The organism is Rhodococcus sp. 21391, assembly GCF_016772255.1.
Lineage (GTDB): Bacteria > Actinomycetota > Actinomycetes > Mycobacteriales > Mycobacteriaceae > Rhodococcus_F > Rhodococcus_F opacus.
Map to the genome: position 1 here is coordinate 3,895,205 of NZ_CP063781.1, position 18,748 is coordinate 3,913,952.

At 69.2% G+C, this 18,748-nt stretch carries 20 protein-coding genes; 11 read left to right on the forward strand and 9 right to left on the reverse strand.

Annotated features, from left to right (window positions below):
- Positions 1–750, forward strand: a complete 750-nt coding sequence (locus GO592_RS18245; RefSeq protein ID WP_172650445.1) for an Fpg/Nei family DNA glycosylase — start codon at positions 1–3, stop codon at positions 748–750.
- Here GO592_RS18245 and GO592_RS18250 read toward each other — a convergent pair.
- Positions 747–1,478, reverse strand: coding sequence for a DUF1353 domain-containing protein (locus GO592_RS18250; protein ID WP_172650444.1), 732 nt, complete (start codon positions 1,476–1,478; stop codon positions 747–749). The genes GO592_RS18245 and GO592_RS18250 overlap by 4 nt on opposite strands.
- A gap of 7 nt (positions 1,479–1,485) precedes the next feature.
- Positions 1,486–2,064, reverse strand: a complete 579-nt coding sequence (locus tag GO592_RS18255; RefSeq protein ID WP_005573314.1) for a TetR/AcrR family transcriptional regulator — start codon at positions 2,062–2,064, stop codon at positions 1,486–1,488.
- A 53-nt stretch (positions 2,065–2,117) separates the two neighbouring features.
- Here GO592_RS18255 and GO592_RS18260 point away from each other — a divergent pair, with 53 nt between their 5' ends.
- A complete protein-coding gene (locus GO592_RS18260) occupies positions 2,118–3,077 on the forward strand; it encodes an oxygenase MpaB family protein (protein ID WP_202714911.1) in 960 nt (319 codons plus the stop codon).
- A 184-nt stretch (positions 3,078–3,261) separates the two neighbouring features.
- Positions 3,262–3,798: a hypothetical protein gene (locus GO592_RS18265; RefSeq protein WP_172650442.1), complete on the forward strand. Its 537-nt coding sequence runs from the start codon at positions 3,262–3,264 to the stop codon at positions 3,796–3,798.
- Here the strand turns inward: GO592_RS18265 and glpD are convergent.
- A complete protein-coding gene (glpD, locus tag GO592_RS18270) occupies positions 3,776–5,518 on the reverse strand; it encodes a glycerol-3-phosphate dehydrogenase (protein ID WP_005239930.1) in 1,743 nt (580 codons plus the stop codon). The two genes, GO592_RS18265 and glpD, sit on opposite strands and share 23 nt — an antisense overlap.
- 50 nt (positions 5,519–5,568) lie before the next feature.
- On the opposite strand from glpD, the gene glpK reads away from it, so the two are divergent.
- Positions 5,569–7,062: a glycerol kinase GlpK gene (glpK, locus tag GO592_RS18275; RefSeq protein ID WP_172650441.1), complete on the forward strand. Its 1,494-nt coding sequence runs from the start codon at positions 5,569–5,571 to the stop codon at positions 7,060–7,062.
- Here glpK and GO592_RS18280 read toward each other — a convergent pair.
- Entirely contained in the window at positions 7,047–8,231 is a 1,185-nt protein-coding gene (locus GO592_RS18280; RefSeq protein WP_202714912.1) for an aminotransferase-like domain-containing protein, read from the reverse strand. The two genes, glpK and GO592_RS18280, sit on opposite strands and share 16 nt — an antisense overlap.
- Before the next feature lie 169 nt (positions 8,232–8,400).
- The gene (locus tag GO592_RS18285; RefSeq protein WP_172650439.1) at positions 8,401–9,804 is read right to left on the reverse strand and encodes an NAD(P)H-quinone dehydrogenase; all 1,404 of its coding nucleotides are present in this window, start codon (positions 9,802–9,804) and stop codon (positions 8,401–8,403) included.
- 116 nt (positions 9,805–9,920) lie between these two features.
- Between GO592_RS18285 and GO592_RS18290 the strand changes: the two genes are divergently transcribed.
- Positions 9,921–10,382: a gamma-glutamylcyclotransferase gene (locus tag GO592_RS18290; RefSeq protein ID WP_005256966.1), complete on the forward strand. Its 462-nt coding sequence runs from the start codon at positions 9,921–9,923 to the stop codon at positions 10,380–10,382.
- A 19-nt stretch (positions 10,383–10,401) separates the two neighbouring features.
- Here GO592_RS18290 and GO592_RS18295 read toward each other — a convergent pair whose 3' ends face one another.
- From GO592_RS18295 to GO592_RS18305, 3 genes are read right to left on the reverse strand one after another with little or no spacing between them, the layout of a single operon-like run.
- Entirely contained in the window at positions 10,402–11,553 is a 1,152-nt protein-coding gene (locus tag GO592_RS18295; RefSeq protein ID WP_202714913.1) for a M20 family metallopeptidase, read from the reverse strand.
- The gene (locus GO592_RS18300) at positions 11,550–12,710 is read right to left on the reverse strand and encodes a M20 family metallopeptidase (protein WP_202714914.1); all 1,161 of its coding nucleotides are present in this window, start codon (positions 12,708–12,710) and stop codon (positions 11,550–11,552) included. The genes GO592_RS18295 and GO592_RS18300 overlap by 4 nt, the downstream gene beginning before the upstream one ends.
- 12 nt (positions 12,711–12,722) lie before the next feature.
- Positions 12,723–13,421 (reverse strand): enoyl-CoA hydratase-related protein, encoded by a 699-nt coding sequence (locus GO592_RS18305; RefSeq protein WP_202714915.1) that lies wholly within the window; start codon positions 13,419–13,421, stop codon positions 12,723–12,725.
- 20 nt (positions 13,422–13,441) lie between these two features.
- On the opposite strand from GO592_RS18305, the gene GO592_RS18310 reads away from it, so the two are divergent.
- On the forward strand, positions 13,442–14,224 hold the full coding sequence (locus GO592_RS18310) for a purine-nucleoside phosphorylase (RefSeq protein ID WP_172650436.1): 783 nt from the start codon (positions 13,442–13,444) through the stop codon (positions 14,222–14,224).
- Positions 14,221–15,810, forward strand: a complete 1,590-nt coding sequence (locus GO592_RS18315; RefSeq protein ID WP_202714916.1) for a phospho-sugar mutase — start codon at positions 14,221–14,223, stop codon at positions 15,808–15,810. The genes GO592_RS18310 and GO592_RS18315 overlap by 4 nt, the downstream gene beginning before the upstream one ends.
- Positions 15,811–15,818: 8 nt before the next feature.
- Here GO592_RS18315 and upp read toward each other — a convergent pair whose 3' ends face one another.
- Positions 15,819–16,442: a uracil phosphoribosyltransferase gene (gene upp / locus GO592_RS18320; RefSeq protein WP_202714917.1), complete on the reverse strand. Its 624-nt coding sequence runs from the start codon at positions 16,440–16,442 to the stop codon at positions 15,819–15,821.
- A 131-nt stretch (positions 16,443–16,573) separates the two neighbouring features.
- Here upp and GO592_RS18325 point away from each other — a divergent pair, with 131 nt between their 5' ends.
- The 4 genes from GO592_RS18325 to GO592_RS18340 are packed head-to-tail and all read left to right on the forward strand — an operon-like array spanning position 16,574 to position 18,745.
- Positions 16,574–16,897, forward strand: a complete 324-nt coding sequence (locus GO592_RS18325; RefSeq protein WP_172650433.1) for a type VII secretion target — start codon at positions 16,574–16,576, stop codon at positions 16,895–16,897.
- Positions 16,898–16,899: 2 nt separating this feature from the next.
- Positions 16,900–18,090 (forward strand): C40 family peptidase, encoded by a 1,191-nt coding sequence (locus tag GO592_RS18330; protein WP_172650432.1) that lies wholly within the window; start codon positions 16,900–16,902, stop codon positions 18,088–18,090.
- An 8-nt stretch (positions 18,091–18,098) separates the two neighbouring features.
- Entirely contained in the window at positions 18,099–18,443 is a 345-nt protein-coding gene (locus tag GO592_RS18335) for a hypothetical protein (protein ID WP_172650431.1), read from the forward strand.
- Positions 18,440–18,745: a YbaB/EbfC family nucleoid-associated protein gene (locus tag GO592_RS18340; protein ID WP_172650430.1), complete on the forward strand. Its 306-nt coding sequence runs from the start codon at positions 18,440–18,442 to the stop codon at positions 18,743–18,745. The genes GO592_RS18335 and GO592_RS18340 overlap by 4 nt, the downstream gene beginning before the upstream one ends.
- Positions 18,746–18,748: the final 3 nt, after the last annotated feature.

The window sequence follows — 18,748 nt, forward strand, 5'->3', positions numbered from 1 at the left end:
ATGCCCGAAGGCGACACCGTCTGGCGCACCGCCAACTCGCTTCGCGACGCCCTCGCGGGCAAGGTGCTGATCCGCTGCGACGTGCGGGTCCCCCGGTACGCCACCGTCGACCTGTCCGGCCAGCTCGTCGACGAGGTGGTCAGCCGCGGGAAGCACCTTCTCATCCGTGTCGGCGACTACTCGATCCACACGCATCTGAAGATGGAAGGCGCGTGGCACGTCTACGCGCCCGACACGAAGTGGCGCCGTCCCACGCACCAGGCCCGGATCGTGCTCGCCACCGATGACAGGGTGGCGGTCGGATTCTCGCTCGGCATCACCGAGATCCTGGGGCGTGACGACGAGGAGTCCGCGGTCGGCCACCTCGGCCCGGATCTGCTGGGACCGGACTGGGACGCCGACACGGCGATCCGCAACCTGCGGGCGGCCGGTGACCAGCCCATCGGTCTCGCCCTGGTCGACCAGCGCAACCTGGCCGGTCTCGGCAACGTGTACCGCAACGAGGTCTGCTTCCTCCGCGGCGTCCATCCCTACACTCCGTCGAGCGGCGTGGCCGACCTGCCCGCGCTGGTCACGCTCGCGCATCGCATGATTCACATCGACAAGAACAACTCCGTCCGCCATCGGCCGTGGGTGTACGGGCGTGCCGGAAAGCGTTGCCGCCGTTGCGGGACGGTGATCGAAGGCCACGACCTCGGTCAGCAGCAGATCTTCTTCTGCACGTACTGTCAGCCGCCGATGGTGGATTAGCGGAGGACGATGGTCGGCGGCCCGAGCGGCGGCGGTCTGCGAGTCCGTCTGCGGCCGAACAACCACGCGGCACCGTCCGGCACCCACAGCACCGCGGCCGTGGCGATCGTCAGCAGATACGTCGGCGCGATGACGGGCAGGAGAAGGCACCCGAGCAGGGCGACGGGAAAGTCTCTGCGCCACAACAGCGACAGCACGACCGGAAGCACGAGAAAGAGCGCGGCCAGGCCGAAGTGCGCGGTCGCCAACGCCCACGGCACGCCCACTACCCAGCACAGCATGCCGAGCACCTGGTGCGCGATGAGCAGGAACCGGGCGACGTCGGTGAACGTCCAGAACCGGCCGACCTCGACGCCGACCCAGAAGATGCGGCTGCGGAACGGTCCGACGCCCTCGTCGAGCAGGGCGAGCCGGAACAGTTCGTCCGCGTGCCGTCGCAGAGTGTTTCCCGCCGGTCCCTGCGCGCTCGCACGTTTGCAGAGGTCGTCGTGCATGATCGCCGGAAGCAGCTGCCGGCCGTACGGGGTGAGCAGGCCTTGCAGCGGCGCGGGGATCGATGCCAGATCCGTGCGGAGAAGGCACGGCATCGGGGCGCAACCGGGCACCGTCACCACCGTGTCGCCGTGGACGTAGACGAACTCGCCGACGAGTTGGAAGAACTTGCGGTCGAGTACCCGAAGCTCGGGTTGCGGGCGAGTCGGATCGTCCACGGATACCTGGAACGGCATGCACACCTCACTCGTGGCCGGCCTTGTTTGCCTCCACCACCAGAGTGACGCAATGAGCGACGAATTGCTCGCGCGACGCGGCAACAGTTCCGTCGAGATATCCGATGAACAGCGTCGTGAGCGCGCCCACCACACCGACCGCGACGAGCTGTTTCTCCACCTCGTCGTCGACGGCGGACAGCTGGTCGTGCACGAGTGCGACGAAGCCGGGCATCAGGTCGATGCCCCGCCTGCTCAGCGCGGGTTCCGACAGCGGTGCGAGCAGCAGCACGCGGCCCATGGCGGGATCGTCGACCATGAGTTTCACGAACGCGTCCACGGCGGCCTCGGCGCGCTCCCGCGCGGTCTCGGTGGACGCGACCGCCTCCACGAGAGCGGCCTGCGCCTCGTCACCCACTGCGGTGTAGACCGAGCGCACGAATTCGTCCCGGTCCTGGAACGACTCGTAGAAGTACCGTTCGGTCAGCGACGCGGCGCGGCAGACCGCGCGCACGCTCACCGCGGGCCCGTCCGGGGCTCCGAGCAGCGCGACGCCCGCGCGGAGTAGCGAATTCCGCCGTGCTTCCCGCCGGTCCTCCAGCGTCACTTTTCTCGCTCCGATCCTTGACTACGTGTGTTGTCAGATCCTAGTCTGACAACGTGCGTAGTCACTTGAACCCGGACGGTACGCCCGTCCCGGCCTCCGCTCCCGTCCCCCTCGGCCCCGACTCGTTGACCTGGAAGTATTTCGGCGACTGGCGCGGAATGCTGCAGGGCGTCTGGGCCGGGTCGATGCAGAACATGCATCCCGGACTCGGCGCGGGCGTCGAGGAACATTCCCGCTTCTTCGACGAGCGATGGGAGCGGCTCTACCGGTCGCTGTACCCGATCGGCGGCGTCGTCTTCGACGGCGACCGTGCTCACCAGACCGCCGAGCAGGTGCGGGGGTATCACGACAACATCAAGGGAATCGACAAACACGGCCGCAGGTACCACGCCCTCGACCCCGACACGTTCTACTGGGCGCACGCCACGTTCTTCATGGGCACCATCCTCACGGGCGACCACTTCATGGGTGGCCTCATCGAAGACCAGAAGAGCCGGCTGTTCACCGAGCACATCCAGTGGTACCGCCTGTACGGAATGAGCATGCGCCCCGTCCCGGAAACCTGGGAGGCGTTCCAGGAGTACTGGGATCACATGTGCCGCAACGTCCTCGAGGACAACAAGGCCACCCGCGACGTCCTCGACCTGTCCGGTCTCGGCGTTCCCCCGTTCCTGTCGTGGCTACCCGACCCGATCTGGGCGATCCTCCGTATCCCGGTGGCGAAGGGCTTCGTGTGGCTGACGGTCGGCATGTACGACCAACCGGTCCGCGACCTCCTCGGCTACCGCTGGACCACACGCGACGAGCGCCTGCACACCCTCGCCGGCCGCGCCGTGGGCGCCGTCTTCCGGCTCGTGCCCTGGCGCTACCGCTACCACCCGCGCGCCCGCGCAGGCTGGGACCGCGAGACCGGACGCGCCCCCGCGCACGCTCCGCTCGTCCACACACCCCGACGCAATCTTCCACCGCTCGGCCGGCGCGACGACCCCCAGCACTACAGCCCGAAGGTCTGAGTTCCCAGGGAGCTCACAGACAACGCCCACACCGCTCACGGGTTCCGGGACGATGCTCGGTCACATGGACTACATCGCTGTCGCAGCCCTCGTCGTCATGGCTCTGTCGGGAGTCATCGCCGCCCACGCCCCGAAATCGCTCGTCCACACCCGCTGACCGACGAGATCGTGGAATGCTCGAAGGATGGACTGGGACCTTCCGAGGCTCTTGAACCGCCCGCCGCTGATCAGCGACGAGCCGCTGTCGCCCGACCATGCGGCGAGCCGCATCAGCGCCTACATCTACGGCAACATCCTGGTGCTCGCCGCGCTCATCCCGGTCACCAAATCCCAGGAGACCCTGGGCATCGCCATCGTCGTCGGTGCCGCGCTGTCCACGTTTCTCGCCCACGTGTTCGCCGAGTCGGTAGGCCAGACGCTCCGGCTGGGCAGATCACTGTCCAGCACCGAACGCGTACGGGAACTACGGGACAGTGTCCCCGTCCTGACGTCCGCGGTGGTGCCTGCCGTGATCCTCGGCACGGCCCTGCTGGGCTGGCTGGAACCGAGAACCGCGCAATTGACCGCCGAGATCGTGATGATCGCCCGTATCGGGTCGATCAGTTACGTGATCAGCCGCCTCCGCCGCGAAAGGGTCACGAACGGCACGCACCTCGCCGCGTTCGGCGTCGCCGTGATCGCGACGATCATCGTGGTCATCAAGGTATTTCTGACACACTGACCGGTGGTTCGAGCAGTTCGACCCGCGACTCGGGCGCCGCCGCCCGCAACGCGTCGGCCGACAGGTCGTCCGGCTGGGCCTGCGACTGCACCTCCGCCTCCACCCGCGCCTGATACGTCTTCACCTCACGGTCGACGGCGTCGGCGTCCCAGCCGAGGACGGGGGCCACCAGTTGCGCCACCTGCTCGGCGCAGTTCACACCCCGATGCGAGTACTCGATGGCGATGCGCGTGCGCCGGGCGAGGATGTCATCGAGATGGAGGGCGCCCTCGGCCGCCGCCGCATACACGACCTCGACCTGCAGGTAGGCCGGTGCGTCCGTGATCGGCTGGAGTAGTTCCGGTTTCCCGCTCGCCTGATCGAGCACCTCGTCGATCAGCGAACCGTACCGGTCCAGCAGATGCTTCACGCGGTACGGGTGAAGGCCGTACATCTGGCCGAGGTGAACGGTCTGATTGACCAGCGCGAAATAACCGTCCGCGCCGACGAGCGGCACCTTCTCCGTGATGGACGGCGCCATCCGCGCGGGAATGTCGTCGGCGGCGAGATCCACGGCGTCCTCTGCCATCACCCGGTAGGTGGTGTACTTGCCGCCCGCGATGGCGACCAGGCCCGGCGCCACCCGCGCGACGGCGTGTTCCCGCGAGAGTTTCGACGTCTCGTCGCTCTCCCCCGCGAGCAGCGGACGCAGGCCCGCGTAGACGCCGTCGATGTCGTCGTGGGTCAGCGACGTCACCAGCACCTTGTTGACGTGACCGAGGATGTAGTCGATGTCGGCCTTCGTGGCCGCCGGGTGCGCGAGGTCGAGATTCCAGTCCGTGTCGGTGGTGCCGATGATCCAGTGGCTGCCCCACGGGATCACGAACAGCACCGACTTCTCGGTGCGGAGGATGATCGCGGCGTCGCTGACGATCCGATCGCGCGGCACCACGATGTGGACGCCCTTGGACGCGCGGACGCGGAACCGGCCGCGTTGCCGCGACAGCGCCTGGATCTCGTCGGTCCACACCCCCGTGGCGTTGATGACGACGTGCGCCTTCACGTCCGCGGTGCGGCCGTCCTCGCAGTCCCGGACGCGCACTCCGGAGACCCGGTCCGCCTCCCGGAGGAATCCGACCACCTGCGTGGACGTGCGCACGACCGCCCCGTAGTGAGCGGCGGTGCGGGCGACGGTCATGGTGTGACGGGCGTCGTCGACGACGGTGTCGTAGTACTGGATGCCGCCGGTCAGCGAGTTGCGCTTGAGCCCCGGCGCCATCCGCAGCGCACCCGCGCGCGTCAGATGTTTCTGCGCCGGAACCGATTTGGCGCCGCCCATCCGGTCGTAGAGGAAGATGCCCGCCGCCATGTACGGCCGCTCCCACACGCGGTGGGTGATCGGGAACAGGAACTTGAGCGGCTTCACCAGGTGCGGCGCGAGGGTGGTCAGCGACAGCTCACGCTCCCGGAGTGCCTCCCGGACCAGTCCGAACTCGAGTTGCTCGAGATAGCGCAGACCGCCGTGGAACATCTTCGACGAGCGACTCGACGTCCCGGACGCGTAATCGCGTGCCTCGACCAGCGCCACCTTCAGCCCGCGGGTGGCCGCATCGAGGGCCGCACCGGCTCCCACCACACCACCGCCGATCACGACGACGTCGAACTGTTCGGTCTGCAGCTTGTCCCATGCGGCATCACGCTGCCGGGGACCGAGGAACTGCACACCTGGCTGACTACTCAACTCGGGCTCCTGTGAGATGACGACGGATTCTCTGCCAGGCTAGTAGCTTCATGCGTGTGATTCAGTACATCGCCGCGATAGACCAGGGCACCACCTCCAGCCGCTGCATGATCTTCGATCACGACGGCGCCGTGGTCAGCGTCGCCCAGAAGGAACACGAGCAGTTCTTTCCGCGCGCAGGCTGGGTGGAGCACGATCCGACCCAGCTGTGGATCAACACCCGTGAAGTGGTGGCGTCCGCGCTCGCGAAGGCCGATCTCACCAAACGCGACATCGCCGCGATCGGCATCACCAATCAGCGGGAGACGACGGTCGTGTGGGACCGGAACACCGGAGAACCCGTGTACAACGCCATCGTCTGGCAGGACACGCGCACCGACGAACTGTGCACGCAACTCGGCGGCGACGAGGGCCCGGGCCGGTACCGGAAGCGCACCGGCCTGCCGCTGTCCACGTATTTCTCGGGGCCGAAGGTCCGGTGGATTCTCGACAACGTCGACGGCGCACGGGAGAAGGCGGACGCGGGCGAGCTCTGCTTCGGCACCATCGACAGCTGGATTCTGTGGCACATCACCGAGGGCACCCACGTGACGGATGTCACCAACGCCTCCCGCACCTTGTTGATGAATCTCGAGACCCTCGACTGGGATCCGGAGATCTGTGCCGATTTCGGCATCCCGATGTCGATGCTGCCCGAGATCCGCAGTTCGTCGGAGGTCTACGGCGTCGGACGCCCGCACGGGACGCTGCCCGGCGTGCCGGTGGCCGGAATCCTCGGCGACCAGCAGGCCGCCACGTTCGGGCAGGCCTGCCTGTCGGAGGGCGAAGCGAAGAACACGTACGGAACGGGGAACTTCCTGCTGCTCAACACGGGGACCGCACCCGTGCACAGCAAGCACGGACTCCTCACCACTGTCTGCTACAAGATCGGTGACGCGCCGGCCGTCTACGCCCTCGAGGGGTCGGTGGCCGTCACCGGCTCACTGGTGCAGTGGCTGCGCGACAATCTGGGAATCATCGAGTCCGCCAAGGACATCGAGGATCTGGCCAAGTCGGTCGACGACAACGGCGGCGCCTACTTCGTGCCCGCGTTCTCCGGACTGTTCGCACCGCGCTGGCGGCCAGACGCCCGCGGGGCCATCGTCGGCCTCACCCGGTTCGTGAACAAGGGCCATCTCGCCAGGGCCGCCCTGGAGGCCACCGCATATCAGACCCGCGAGGTGATCGAGGCGATGCGCGCCGATTCGGGCGTCGAACTCGCCTCCCTCAAGGTGGACGGCGGCATGGTCGTCAACGAGACCCTCATGCAGTTCCAGTCGGACATTCTCGCCGTGCCCGTCATCCGTCCCGTCGTCAACGAGACGACGGCTCTGGGCGCCGCGTACGCCGCCGGGCTGGCCGTCGGCTTCTGGGAGAGTGAGGACGACATCCGCGCGAACTGGGCCGTCGACAAGACGTGGGAACCCGCGATGGACGAGGCCGAGTCCACCCGGCTCTACGCCGAGTGGAACAAGGCGGTCGAACGGACCTACGACTGGGCGTGATCGGCGTACGCGTCGCCGAGTCTCGCCGCAGCACCCGTCAGCACGTCCTCCGAACAGGTCGCGAAGCACAGCCGCAGAGCGCTCCGGTGCTCCGAGGCGACGCCGAAAGCCGATCCGGGGACGAAGGCGACACCGTGGTCCACGGCGGTCTGCAGCAGTGCCGCCGTGTCGATGTCCGCGTCCGTGAGCTCGGTCCAGCAGAACATCCCGCCCGCCGCCGACGACACGCGGGCGCGGTCGCCGAACGTCGAGGTGACGCCGTCCGCGAGCGCCCGGGCCCGGGACCCGTAGCGGGCGCGCAGCATCTCCAGATGCAGGCCCAGCCACGGCTCGTCCGACAGCAGTCCGGCGGCGATCTCGTGCGTCAGCGACGAACCGCAGAGGTCCGCGCCCTGCTTGAGCAGCTCGACGGCCTCGCACACCCGCCGGTCGCCGTGCAGCCACCCGACCCGCAGTGCAGGCGCCAGGATCTTCGACGCACTGGACAGCCGGATCACCCGGTCCGACAACGCGGCGACGGGTGCGGGCGGTGGCCCGTCGAAGAAGAGTTCGCCGTACGGGTCGTCCTCGATCACCCAGAAGCCGTAACGGTCCGCCAGTGCGGCCAGGTGTTCCCGGCGGCCGGGCGCCAGGACGACGCCGCGAGGGTTGTGGAAGTTGCTCACCGTGTGGACCACGGTCGGCCGCAGTCCGTCCTCGAGCATGCCCTGCAGGGCGGCGGTGTCCATCCCGTCGGCGTCGAGTGCGACGGACCGGACGTCGGCCTCCGCGGCCCGGAACACCTGTAGCGCTCCGGTGTAGGCGGGTTCCTCGACGATCACGACGTCGCCGGGATCGAGCAGCACCTGCGCGAGAAGGCTCAGCGCCTGCTGCGAGCCGTGGGTGACGACGACGTCGGCGGCGCCGAGCGGCCGGCCGATCTTCGCGCCCTCCCGGGCGGCGAGCACGTCGCGGAGCCGGCGCAACCCGGTGGTCTCGCCGTACTGGACGGAGGCCGGGTCCGCGAGCGCGAGTTCGGCTTCCTTCCGGATCCGTTCGCGCGGAATGAATTCGGGGTCGGGCAGCCCGCCTGCGAGGCTGACCACGTCGGGCCGGGCGGCGAGGGTGAGAAGATCACGGATGGCGGAGCTGTGCAAACCATCCATGCGGCGGGCAAGTGATTGCGGCATGTCGACTCCCAGGAGGCACGTCAAAGCAGGGGTCAGGTGAGGAACACCCTGTCCGTCCTGGGTCTGCGGGGCGGGAGAGCGCCGAGGCACGGGTCGATGATTTCGAACCGTGCCCCGACTATCTCACCGGAGGAGCCACTATGTGAAATGCATATCCCACACTTCGGGATCAGTCCAGGTCGTCGTGCCGCATCAGCTGGCGTGCCGCCTCGGTGATCGAACCCGTCAGCGACGGGTACACCGAGAACGTTGCGGCAAGATCGTTGACGGTGAGGTTGTTCTGCACGGCGATCGCGATCGGCAGGATCAGTTCCGAGCCGTTGGGGGCCACCACGACGCCGCCGATGACCACACCGGTGGCCGGACGGCAGAAGATCTTCACGAAGCCCCGGCGCAGTCCGGACATCTTGGCGCGCGGGTTGGTGTTGAGCGGGAGCATGACGGTGCGCGCCGGCACCTCGCCGTCGTCGATCGCGGCCTGGCTGACGCCCACGGTGGCGATCTCGGGGCGGGTGAACACGGCCGAGGCCACGGTCTTCAGCTTGATGGGGCTGACGCCCTCCCCGAGCGCGTGGTACATCGCGATGCGGCCCTGCATGGCGGCGACGGACGCCAGCGGCAGCAGGCCGGTGCAGTCGCCCGCCGCGTAGATCCCGGACACCGGCGTCCGCGACACCCGGTCCACGCGCAGGTATCCGCCCTTGTCGAGATCGATGCCGACCTTCTCCAGTCCGAGCCCCTGGGTGTTGGGAACCGAACCGACGGTCATCAGGGCGTGGCTGCCCTCGACCGTCCGACCGTCGGCGAGCACGACGACGATGCCGTCCTCGGTGCGCTTCACGACATCGGCCCTGGCGTGCTTGACCAGGGTGACGCCACGCTCGGCGAGGACGTCCTCGAGCACGAGGGCGGCGTCGGCGTCCTCACCGGGCAGGACGCGGTCGCGGCTGGACACCAGCGTGACCTTGACGCCCATCTCGGTGTAGGCGGACACGAACTCGGCGCCGGTCACACCGGAACCGACGACGACGAGGTGCGTGGGCAGCTCCTCGAGGTCGTAGAGGTCGCGCCACGTCAGGATGCGCTCGCCGTCCGGCTCCGCCCCGGGGATCACCCGGGGGCTCGCGCCCGTGGCGATCAGGACGACGTCCGCATCGAGTGTCTTCTTCTCGCCGTTCTCGAGGGTGGCACACACCTGGTGGGACGCCATGCCCAGTCGCGGGTCGGCGATCTCGGCGGTGCCCGACAGCAGTTCGACACCCACCGTCTGCAGGCGGGTGCGGATGTCGGAGGACTGCGCCTGCGCGAGGCTCTTCACGCGGGCGTGGATCTGCGGCAGCGCGACCGTGGCCTGCTCGGGATCGAGCGCAATGCCCAGGTCGGTGGCGCGCCGCATGTCGGTGCGCACGCCGGTGGAGGCAATGAACGTCTTGGACGGCACACAGTCGAACAGAACGCAGGCGCCGCCCACCCCGTCCGAATCGATCAAGGAGACGGAGGCGCCGTGCTGTGCGGCCACCAGCGCTGCCTCGTATCCGGCAGGCCCGCCACCAATGATCACGATTCGGGTCATCTGTCCTCCAATTCAACTGTCGACCGGGGTCTCCGGCCGGCTCTTCCTGCGATCGCAGCGCGTCGTGTCGTGCACTGCATGCAACAGATTACTAGCCACCGTTTAGGCTTGCCGCCGTGTCGATCTATGCCGCCTACGGGTCCAACATGCATCCCGAGCAGATGTTGCAGCGCTGCCCACACTCGCCGATGGCGGGGACGGGCTGGCTGCACGGCTGGCGACTGACGTTCAGTGGCGGGGACATCGGCTGGGAGGGCGCACTCGCCACCGTGGTCGAGGACCCCGATTCCAAGGTGTTCGTCGTGCTCTACGACGTCCCCGAGGAGGACGAGGTCAGCCTCGACCGATGGGAGGGCTCCGAACTCGGCATCCACCGCAAGATCCGCGTCCGCGTGGACACTGATGGCGAACCCGTTCTCGCCTGGTTGTACGTGCTCGACGCGTATGAGGGCGGCCTGCCGTCCGCTCGCTACCTCGGGGTGATGGCCGACGCCGCAGAGATCGCCGGGGCCCCCTCCGACTATGTGCGCGACCTGCGCACCCGCAACAGCCGCAACGTCGGACCGGGCACCGAATAGACCCGCCTGACGCCGCGCCTCAGCCCAGCACGAGGCTCGACAGCACCCGGACCCCCACGCCCAGCGCTCGCTCGTCCAGATCGAACGTGGGCTGGTGGATGTCGAGTTGCTCGCCGACGCCCGACCAGACGCCGAGCCGGGCCATCGCGCCGGGAACCTCTTCGAGATACCAGGAGAAGTCCTCGCCGCCGCCGGACTGCGGCGTGTCGGCGAGGGCGTCCGGGCCGACCGTGCGGATGGCGTCCTCGAACATGCGCGTCGACACCTCGTCGTTGACGACGGGCGGGACGCCGCGGCGGTAGTTGAGCTGGTACCGCACCCCGGTGGGCGCGAGCAGACCGTGGACGATCTCCCGGACCAGCGGCTCGAGCATCTCCCACGTCTCGTGATCGCCGGTCCGCACGGTGCCGGTCATCATGCCGGTCTGCGGAATGGCGTTGGGCGCCCGGCCTGCGCTCACGGCACCCCACACCATCACGGTGCCGGTGCGGGGGTCGATCCGCCTGCTGAGCATGCCCGGCAACCCGGTCACGACGGTGCCCAGCGCGAACACGAGGTCGGTCGTCAGGTGCGGACGCGAGGTGTGGCCGCCCGGTGAGTCGAGCACGACCTCGATGGTGTCGGCCGCGGACGTGATCGCGCCGAGCCGCACCCCGACCCGCCCGGCCGCGAGCCGCGGATCGCAATGGAGGGCGAAGATTCGCGACACCCCCTCGAGCCGTCCGGCAGCGACGACGTCGAGCGCACCGCCGGGCATGACCTCCTCGGCGGGCTGGAAGATCAGTCGGACACCCACAGGGAGGTCGGGGATCTCGCTGAGCGCCAGACCGGTTCCCAGCAGGATCGTGGTGTGGGCGTCGTGTCCGCACGCGTGCGACACGCCCGGCACCGTCGACGAGTACGTGGCGCCGGTGAGTTCCTGGAGCGGAAGGGCGTCGATGTCGGCGCGCAACGCGATGCGGGGACCGTTCGACGGTCCGAGATCACACGTGAGGCCCGTTCCGCCGGGCAGCAGTTCGGGCGACAGACCGGCCGCGGCCAGCCGGGTCGCCACGAATTCCGTCGTCGCGTATTCGTGTCGCGCGAGTTCGGGATTGGCGTGGATGTGTCGACGCCACTGGGAGAGTTCGTCGGTGTGAGCGAGAATCCATTTGTCGACTGCCGCGTTCACCGGCGATCAACTCCTTCCAACAACCGCACCCGCTGTGTGTCGTCCGTTGCCGCGCGAACTGCCGTGCGAGCCAGCGCAATCGCTCCGTCGATCACAGCGCGGTCGGCGGACTCGGTGATGCACGCCGCCGCGAACCGAGGCTGATGCGTCACCGCGCCGCCCGAATCGAGGCCGATGACGGGATGAATTCCGGGCAGGACGTTGGTGACGTTGCCCATGTCGGTGCTGCCCAGCGGACGGACGCCCTCCCACTCGAGCGGCAACGGTGTCCGTCCCATGTCGATGATCTGCTCCCGGTACGTCGCGACCAGCCACGGGTCCGGCGTCAGTTCCGTGTACGTGGGCGACACCGTCCGGATCTCGTGCGTGCACCCGGTGGCGAGTGCGCCGGCCGCGAAACACGCCTCCGCGCGTGTCGTCAGCTCGGACAGCGCCCACGCCGTCTCGGCGCGCAGGTAGTAGAGCATTTCGGAGCGTGCGGGAACGATGTTGGGCGCGGTGCCGCCGTCGGAGACGATCCCGTGGATCTGCTGCCCCGGCGAGAGGTGTTGGCGCAGCAGGCCGATCCCGACCTGGGCGACGGTCGCGGCGTCGGCGGCGTTGCGCCCGAACTCCGGTGCGGCCGACGCGTGCGCTTCGCGGCCGGTGAACGTGACCGCGATGTCGGCCAGCGCGAGGGACGTCGCTCCCGTGATGTCGATCGGACCCGGATGCACCATCAGGGCGGCCGCGACATCGTCGAATACGCCTTTCTCGAGCATGGCGATCTTTCCGCCGCCGCTCTCCTCGGCGGGCGTCCCGATGACCCGCACCGTGATCCCGAGCCGGTCGGCGACCGTGGCGAGCGCGACGCCGGCTCCGACCGCGGACGCCGCGATGATGTTGTGCCCGCACGCGTGACCGATCTCCGGGAGCGCGTCGTACTCGGCGCAGATTCCGATGACGAGGTCGCCGCTGCCGAAGGTGGCGTCGAACGCCGTGGGCAGGTCCGCGATGCCCGACTGCACGTCGAACCCGCTGCGTGTGAGCAGTTCGGTGATCTTCGCGACGCTCCGGAACTCCTCGAACGCCAGTTCGGGTTCGCTGTGGATCGAATGGGACAGCGCGATCAGATCGGTCTCGATTGACCTGACCGCCGCCTCGACATCCGCATTCACGTGCTCATTCTCTCACCCGAAGCTGAAGTTGCTCTTGTCCGTCACCGTGGCGAGCGCGGCGAGGGCGTCGTGATGGATTCCGCGCTTGATCCCGGCGAGGTTGGCGCCGCGGGTGGCGGTCAGTGCGGCGGCCCGTGTCACCGCGGCCGCGAGGACGCCGTCGCCGTCCGCGATCTCGTCGACGATGCCCGCGGCGAGCGCGTCGGAACCGCCGTAGCGGCGGCCCGTCGTCATCGCCTCGACCGCGGTCTGCTTGGGCAGACGGGTGTTCAGGAGCGCCGACATCCCCACGGTGAAGGGCATGTTCAGCGACACCTCGGGGAGGCAGTAGAACCCGCGGTCGGCGCGCATCACCCGGAAGTCGTGCGACGTGGCGAGCATCGCGCCGGCACCGAAACTGTGCCCCTGTACGGCGGCGACGGTGGCCATCGGGAACGCGAGGAGGCGGCTGTAGATCGTGTGCACCCGGTCGAGGTATTCCGGGAGTTTGTCCGTGTTGGCGAAGATCCACGTGGTGTCCAGACCGTTCGTGAAGAACTTGCCCGTCGCGGTCGTGACCAGTGCGGCGGGACCCTCGTGGGCTTCCACCTCGTCCAGCGCGGCGTGGGTGGCGTCGATCCAGTCCGGATGGAAGCGGTTCTCGTCGTCCGTCTCGCCCTCGCTGCCGAGGTACAGGATGAATACGTCGCCGTCGCGATCGAGATAGGGCATGAGTGGAAGACTATCGCCTCATGGGAACGCCAGACGCCGCGGCCGCCGCGCTCGCCGCGCACACGAACTGCGCCGAACACTCGATCGCCGTCGTCCTCGGATCGGGGTGGAATGCCGCCGCCGACCGGTTCGGCGAATCACTCTGCACCGTCCCGATGGCCGATCTACCTGGGTTCACACCACCGTCCGCCGCGGGGCACGCCGGAACGATCCGCTCCGTCGAGGTGGGCGGCAAGCGGATCCTCGTCCTGCTCGGCCGCACCCACGCCTACGAGGGCCATCCCCTGTCGTCCGTCGTCCACCCGGTGCGGACGGCCATTGCCGCCGGAGCGACGACCGTCATCCTGACGAACGCGGCCGGCGGAATCCGCGAGGACTTCACCGTCGGACAACCCGTGCTGATCAGCGATCACCTCAACCTCACGGCCCGGTCACCTCTCGTGGGCGCGGAGTTCGTGGACCTCGTCGACGCGTACGACCCCGAACTGCGGGCCCTCGCCCACGACATCGACGGGTCGCTGACCGAAGGCGTCTACGCCGGGCTGCCGGGTCCGCACTACGAGACCCCCGCCGAGATCCGCATGCTGCGGACGATCGGCGCGGACCTCGTCGGCATGTCCACCGTCCACGAGACGATCGCGGCGCGGGCGCTCGGCGCCCGCGTCCTCGGGATCTCGATGGTGACGAATCTCGCGGCCGGAATCACCGGCGAGCACCTGAACCACGAGGAGGTCCTCGCCGCGGGCCGGGCGTCCGCCGACCGCATGGGCGGTCTCCTGCGAGAACTGGTGGAACGCTTGTGAACGATGCGATCGCGGACTGGATCGACGCCGATCCCGACCCCGAAACCCGGGCGGAACTCGCGAATCTCTCCGCAGACGAGCTCGCCGACCGTTTCGCCGCTCCGCTGAGTTTCGGGACCGCAGGTCTGCGCGGGCCGGTGCGGGCAGGCCCGAACGGCATGAACCTCGCCGTAGTGATCCGCACGACGGCCGGGCTGAGCGCCTGGCTGAAAGACCGATGTCTGGGCGGCTCCACCGTCGTCGTCGGGCGCGACGCGCGGCACGGATCCGAGAAGTTCGCGGTCGCCGCGGCGGAAGTACTGGCGGCCGCGGGTTTCTCGGTCGTCCTCCTCCCCCGCCCGCTCCCCACGCCGATCGTCGCGTTCGCGGTCCGCCGCCTCCGCGCCGCGGCCGGCGTGCAGATCACCGCCTCCCACAACCCCGCCGCCGACAACGGGTACAAGGTCTACCTCGACGGCGGCGCCCAGTTGATCTCGCCGTCCGACCGGGAGATCGAAGCATCGATCACCCGGGTCGGGCCGGCGAACCTCGTGCCGCGCACCCCGGTGACACCGGCGTCCGAGGAACTCCTCGACCGCTACGTCGACCGGGTCGCGTCCCTGCCGACGGGACGGTCACGGACACTGCGCATCGCGCTCACCGCCATGCACGGTGTCGGCGGCGAGACCGCGGTCGCCGCACTGAAATCCGCCGGATTCACCGACGTCCACACCGTCGCGGCGCAGTTCGACCCGGACCCGGACTTCCCGACCGTCCAGTTCCCCAATCCCGAGGAGCCGGGGGCCGCGGACGCCGTCCTCGCTCTCGCCGCGGAGGTCGGCGCCGACATTGCGCTGGCCCTCGACCCGGACGCCGACCGGTGCGCGGTCGGCGTGCGCGGGCCGGACGGCTGGCGGATGCTCCGCGGCGACGAGACGGGGGTCCTGCTCGGCGAGCACGTCCTCGCGGCCGCCCCGGCCGATTCGCTCGTCGCGACGACGATCGTCTCGTCCGCCCTCCTCGGAAAGCTCGCCGAGGCCCGCGGCGCCCGCTTCGCCCGCACCCTCACCGGTTTCAAGTGGCTCGTGCGGGCCGGCGAGGGTCTCGTGTACGCGTACGAGGAAGCGATCGGTCACTGCGTCGACCCGGAGTCGGTGCGCGACAAGGACGGTATCTCCGCCGCGGTGGTGGCCGCCGACCTCGCCGCGACGCTGCGGGCAGACGGGTCGACACTCCTCGACAGGCTGGACGACTACGCGCTCGAATTCGGATTGCACGCCGGAGACCAGGTGTCGCGACGTGTCACCGACCTCGCGGACATCACCGCGATGATGCGACGCCTGCGCTCGGAACTGCCTGCCGAACTGGCCGGCGAACCCGTCGAGGCCACGGATCTGGCGGAACTGCGGGGGCAGTCCCGCACCGACGCGGTCGTACTCGCGGGGTCCACCGTCCGGATGGTCGTGCGGCCCTCGGGAACCGAACCCAAGCTCAAGTGCTACCTGGAGGTCGTTGTCCCGGTGCCCGATCGATCGGCGCTACCCGCAGCCCGCGAGAGGGCCGCGACCCGGTTGAACCTGTTGCGCGAGTTCGCCGAAGCCCTGTAGCCGAGGCGTCAGCGCGGTCCGAACTGACGGTCCCCGGCGTCGCCGAGGCCGGGGACGATGAACGCGTCCTCGTTGAGCCCCTCGTCGACCGCGGCGGTGACGAGTCGCACGGGATGACCCGACGCCGAGAGGGCGGCAACACCTTCGGGCGCGGCGACGACACACACGGCGGTGACGTCCGTGGCGCCGCGGGCGACGAGCAACTCGATCGTGTACACCATCGAACCGCCGGTCGCGAGCATCGGGTCGAGAACGTACACCGGGATGCCTGACAGGTCCGCGGGGAGCGACTCGAGGTACGGCACCGGCAGATGCGTCTCCTCGTCCCGGGCCATGCCGACGAAACCGACTCGGGCCTGCGGGATCAGGCTGCTGGCCTGCTCGACCATGCCCAGTCCGGCGCGCAGGACGGGAACGAGCAACGGCGGATGGGTGAGCCGCACCCCGTCGGTCGTGGCGATGGGCGTGACCACGTCGAACGTCTCGACCGGAGCCTCGCGCATCGCCTCGTACACCAACATGTGTGTCAGCTTTCGCAAGACAGCGCGAAATGTGGCATTGTCGCTGCGCGCATCGCGCATCGTTGTCAGGAGGACCGCTGCGAGCGGATGGTCGACGACGTGCGTGTTCATGTTCGAAGAATAAGGGGGCGCGGGGCGAGATTTCGCAGGAGAGCGATTCTCGGCGTATCGGGGTGGAACCGATTCCGTCTCACCTGCGTCCAATATGGTGACCGGTATCAAATCCGACTGGGGGGATGACGATGAACGACTTGAGGGCGGATACCGCGAGTATCGCCGAGTTCGCGGCCACGGCCGCGACCATGTCAGCGGAGATGCAGGCCGCGGGTCTCGGGGCAGCCGCCGCGGGGCCGCTCCTGCTCGGACCGGTCTTCGGCGTGATCGGCGGAGACTTCGTCGCCGCGTTCGCCACGGCGCACGCCGCGCACCTGGCTTCCATCGAGAAACTGTCCGGCGTGCTCGGCGGGATCAGCGCGACCGCCCTCGCGAACGCCGCCACCTACGAGGGCACCGAGGCCGCCACCACGGCTGCTCTCGCCGCGGATGCGGTCGAGCTGGAGGCTTGACCGTGATCCCCATCGATCTCCTCACCCGCCCGATCCTCGATCTGCTCGGGGCGTTCGGCAGCGGCGTCCTCCCCGCCGGCGGACCGGCCGACGCCCTGCGCGCGTCCTCGGTCGCCATCGACGCCGTCCACGACACCGGACGCACCGGCATCAGCTCCGTCTACGGCGACTGGCAGGGCAGGGGTGGCACGGGTGCGCTCGTGAAGACCGAAGAGGCGCAGCGGGCGACGGTCGCGGTCTCCGATCGCGGCAACGACATGGCTGCCGTCGTCGCCGAGGCCTCCGAGATCGTCCGGGCCGGAATGCTCCAACTGGAGGAGATCCTGCAGTCGTTCATCTCCCTCGCGGTCGCGGCCGGACCCGCCCTGGCCACCCCGCCCGGTCAGGCGATGATCATCGCGGCGGCACTCGACCACCTCGGCAGGGCCACCGCGGTCGTCGCGAAGGTGCGGGCCGAACTCGGCGAACAGACCGGCCGGATGGTCGCCCTCACACCGGCCGAAGACATCCCGGCCGCGCCCGCCGCCACCGCCCCCGCGAGCACGTCCGCGGCGAGCACGGTGCCCGCCTCCGCGGCCCCCGTCGCACCCGCGGGCTCCGAGGCGGTCAGCCCCGCGGCCTCCGGGTTCGCGAGTTCCTCGGGCGCGTCGCCGATGTCAGGCCTGACCAGCATCGCCGCCCCGGCCGCGCGCTCGTCGGGCGGACGCGGCTCGGGCGGATCCCGCGCGGATTCCCTCACCGGCAGGTCCGGAGATACCGGCCACGGGCCGTCCACCTCGGACTCCGCACACGGCGGCGAGGGCGTGGAGGTGGTCCTGCCCGACGGCAGCACCGCCGTCGCCCCCAACAAGGAGGCGGCGGACGCCGTCCGCAACGCCCTGTCGCAGCAGGGTGTCCCGTATGTCTGGGGCGGGACGTCGCCGGGCGAGGGCCTCGACTGCAGCGGGCTGACACAGTGGGCGTACGGCGAAGCGGGCGTGGGTCTTCCGCGTCTGGCGCAGGAGCAGAACGTCGGCACCGCGGTCGACCCGGGCGACCTCATGCCCGGCGACCTCGCCGTCTGGGACGGCCACGTGGCGATGGTGATCGGCAACGGCCAGCTCGTCGAGGCCGGCGATCCCGTGCAGGTCGGTCCGATTCGAACCAGCAACAGCGGCATGGGCTTCTACGGCTTCTACCGACCCACGGAATGACAGGAATCATGTTTCCCCCCACCCCACCCCCGGCCGGCACCACGGCCGCAGTGAGCAACCGCTCCGGCACCGTCTCGGTCCGGACCACCGAGCAGGGCCTGCCGCTCGAACTCCGCATCGATCCGCGCGAACTCCGGTACGGCGGTCAGCGGCTCGCGGACGAGATCCTGACGCTCTGCAGGCGCTCGGCCATGGAGGCCGGGGCGCGGCGACGCGACGAACTCGCCCGTGACGGCATGCCTGCCGAGATCCTCGACAAGCTCGGTCTGCCCACGCGCGCCGACGTCGCCGCCACGCAGGCGATCGAGGACGAGGAAGAACCCACCCCGACGAGCTGGATGCGACCACTGTGAGCGAACACGACATGGATGCGATCGTCGGGCGGGCCACCGAACAGGTGAATCTACTCGAGGAGGCCCTCGCCGGGCTTCAGGCGATCAAGGCGCGCGCGTCGAGCGAGTCCGGTCAGGTCACGGCCGAGGTCGACGGGAACGGCACACTGACCGGTCTCCGGATGGACGACTCCATCTCGACGCTCGACGCCCGCACACTCGCGACGATGATCACGAGCACCACCCAGGAGGCCGCCCGGCTCGCCACCGAACAGCGCGCCCGGGTCATGACGACGCTGCAGGACGGGTTCGGAAAGGTGTGACCG

What these genes read in the sequence shown, in the direction of transcription:
- GO592_RS18245 (WP_172650445.1), top strand. Translation starts at nt 1, where the DNA reads ATGCCCGAAGGCGACACCGTCTGGCGCACCGCCAACTCGCTTCGCGAC.
- GO592_RS18250 (WP_172650444.1), bottom strand. Translation starts at nt 1,478, where the DNA reads ATGCCGTTCCAGGTATCCGTGGACGATCCGACTCGCCCGCAACCCGAG.
- GO592_RS18265 (WP_172650442.1), top strand. Translation starts at nt 3,262, where the DNA reads ATGGACTGGGACCTTCCGAGGCTCTTGAACCGCCCGCCGCTGATCAGC.
- glpK (WP_172650441.1), top strand. Translation starts at nt 5,569, where the DNA reads ATGCGTGTGATTCAGTACATCGCCGCGATAGACCAGGGCACCACCTCC.
- GO592_RS18280 (WP_202714912.1), bottom strand. Translation starts at nt 8,231, where the DNA reads ATGCCGCAATCACTTGCCCGCCGCATGGATGGTTTGCACAGCTCCGCC.
- GO592_RS18285 (WP_172650439.1), bottom strand. Translation starts at nt 9,804, where the DNA reads ATGACCCGAATCGTGATCATTGGTGGCGGGCCTGCCGGATACGAGGCA.
- GO592_RS18305 (WP_202714915.1), bottom strand. Translation starts at nt 13,421, where the DNA reads ATGCCCTATCTCGATCGCGACGGCGACGTATTCATCCTGTACCTCGGC.
- GO592_RS18310 (WP_172650436.1), top strand. Translation starts at nt 13,442, where the DNA reads ATGGGAACGCCAGACGCCGCGGCCGCCGCGCTCGCCGCGCACACGAAC.
- upp (WP_202714917.1), bottom strand. Translation starts at nt 16,442, where the DNA reads ATGAACACGCACGTCGTCGACCATCCGCTCGCAGCGGTCCTCCTGACA.
- GO592_RS18325 (WP_172650433.1), top strand. Translation starts at nt 16,574, where the DNA reads ATGAACGACTTGAGGGCGGATACCGCGAGTATCGCCGAGTTCGCGGCC.
- GO592_RS18335 (WP_172650431.1), top strand. Translation starts at nt 18,099, where the DNA reads ATGTTTCCCCCCACCCCACCCCCGGCCGGCACCACGGCCGCAGTGAGC.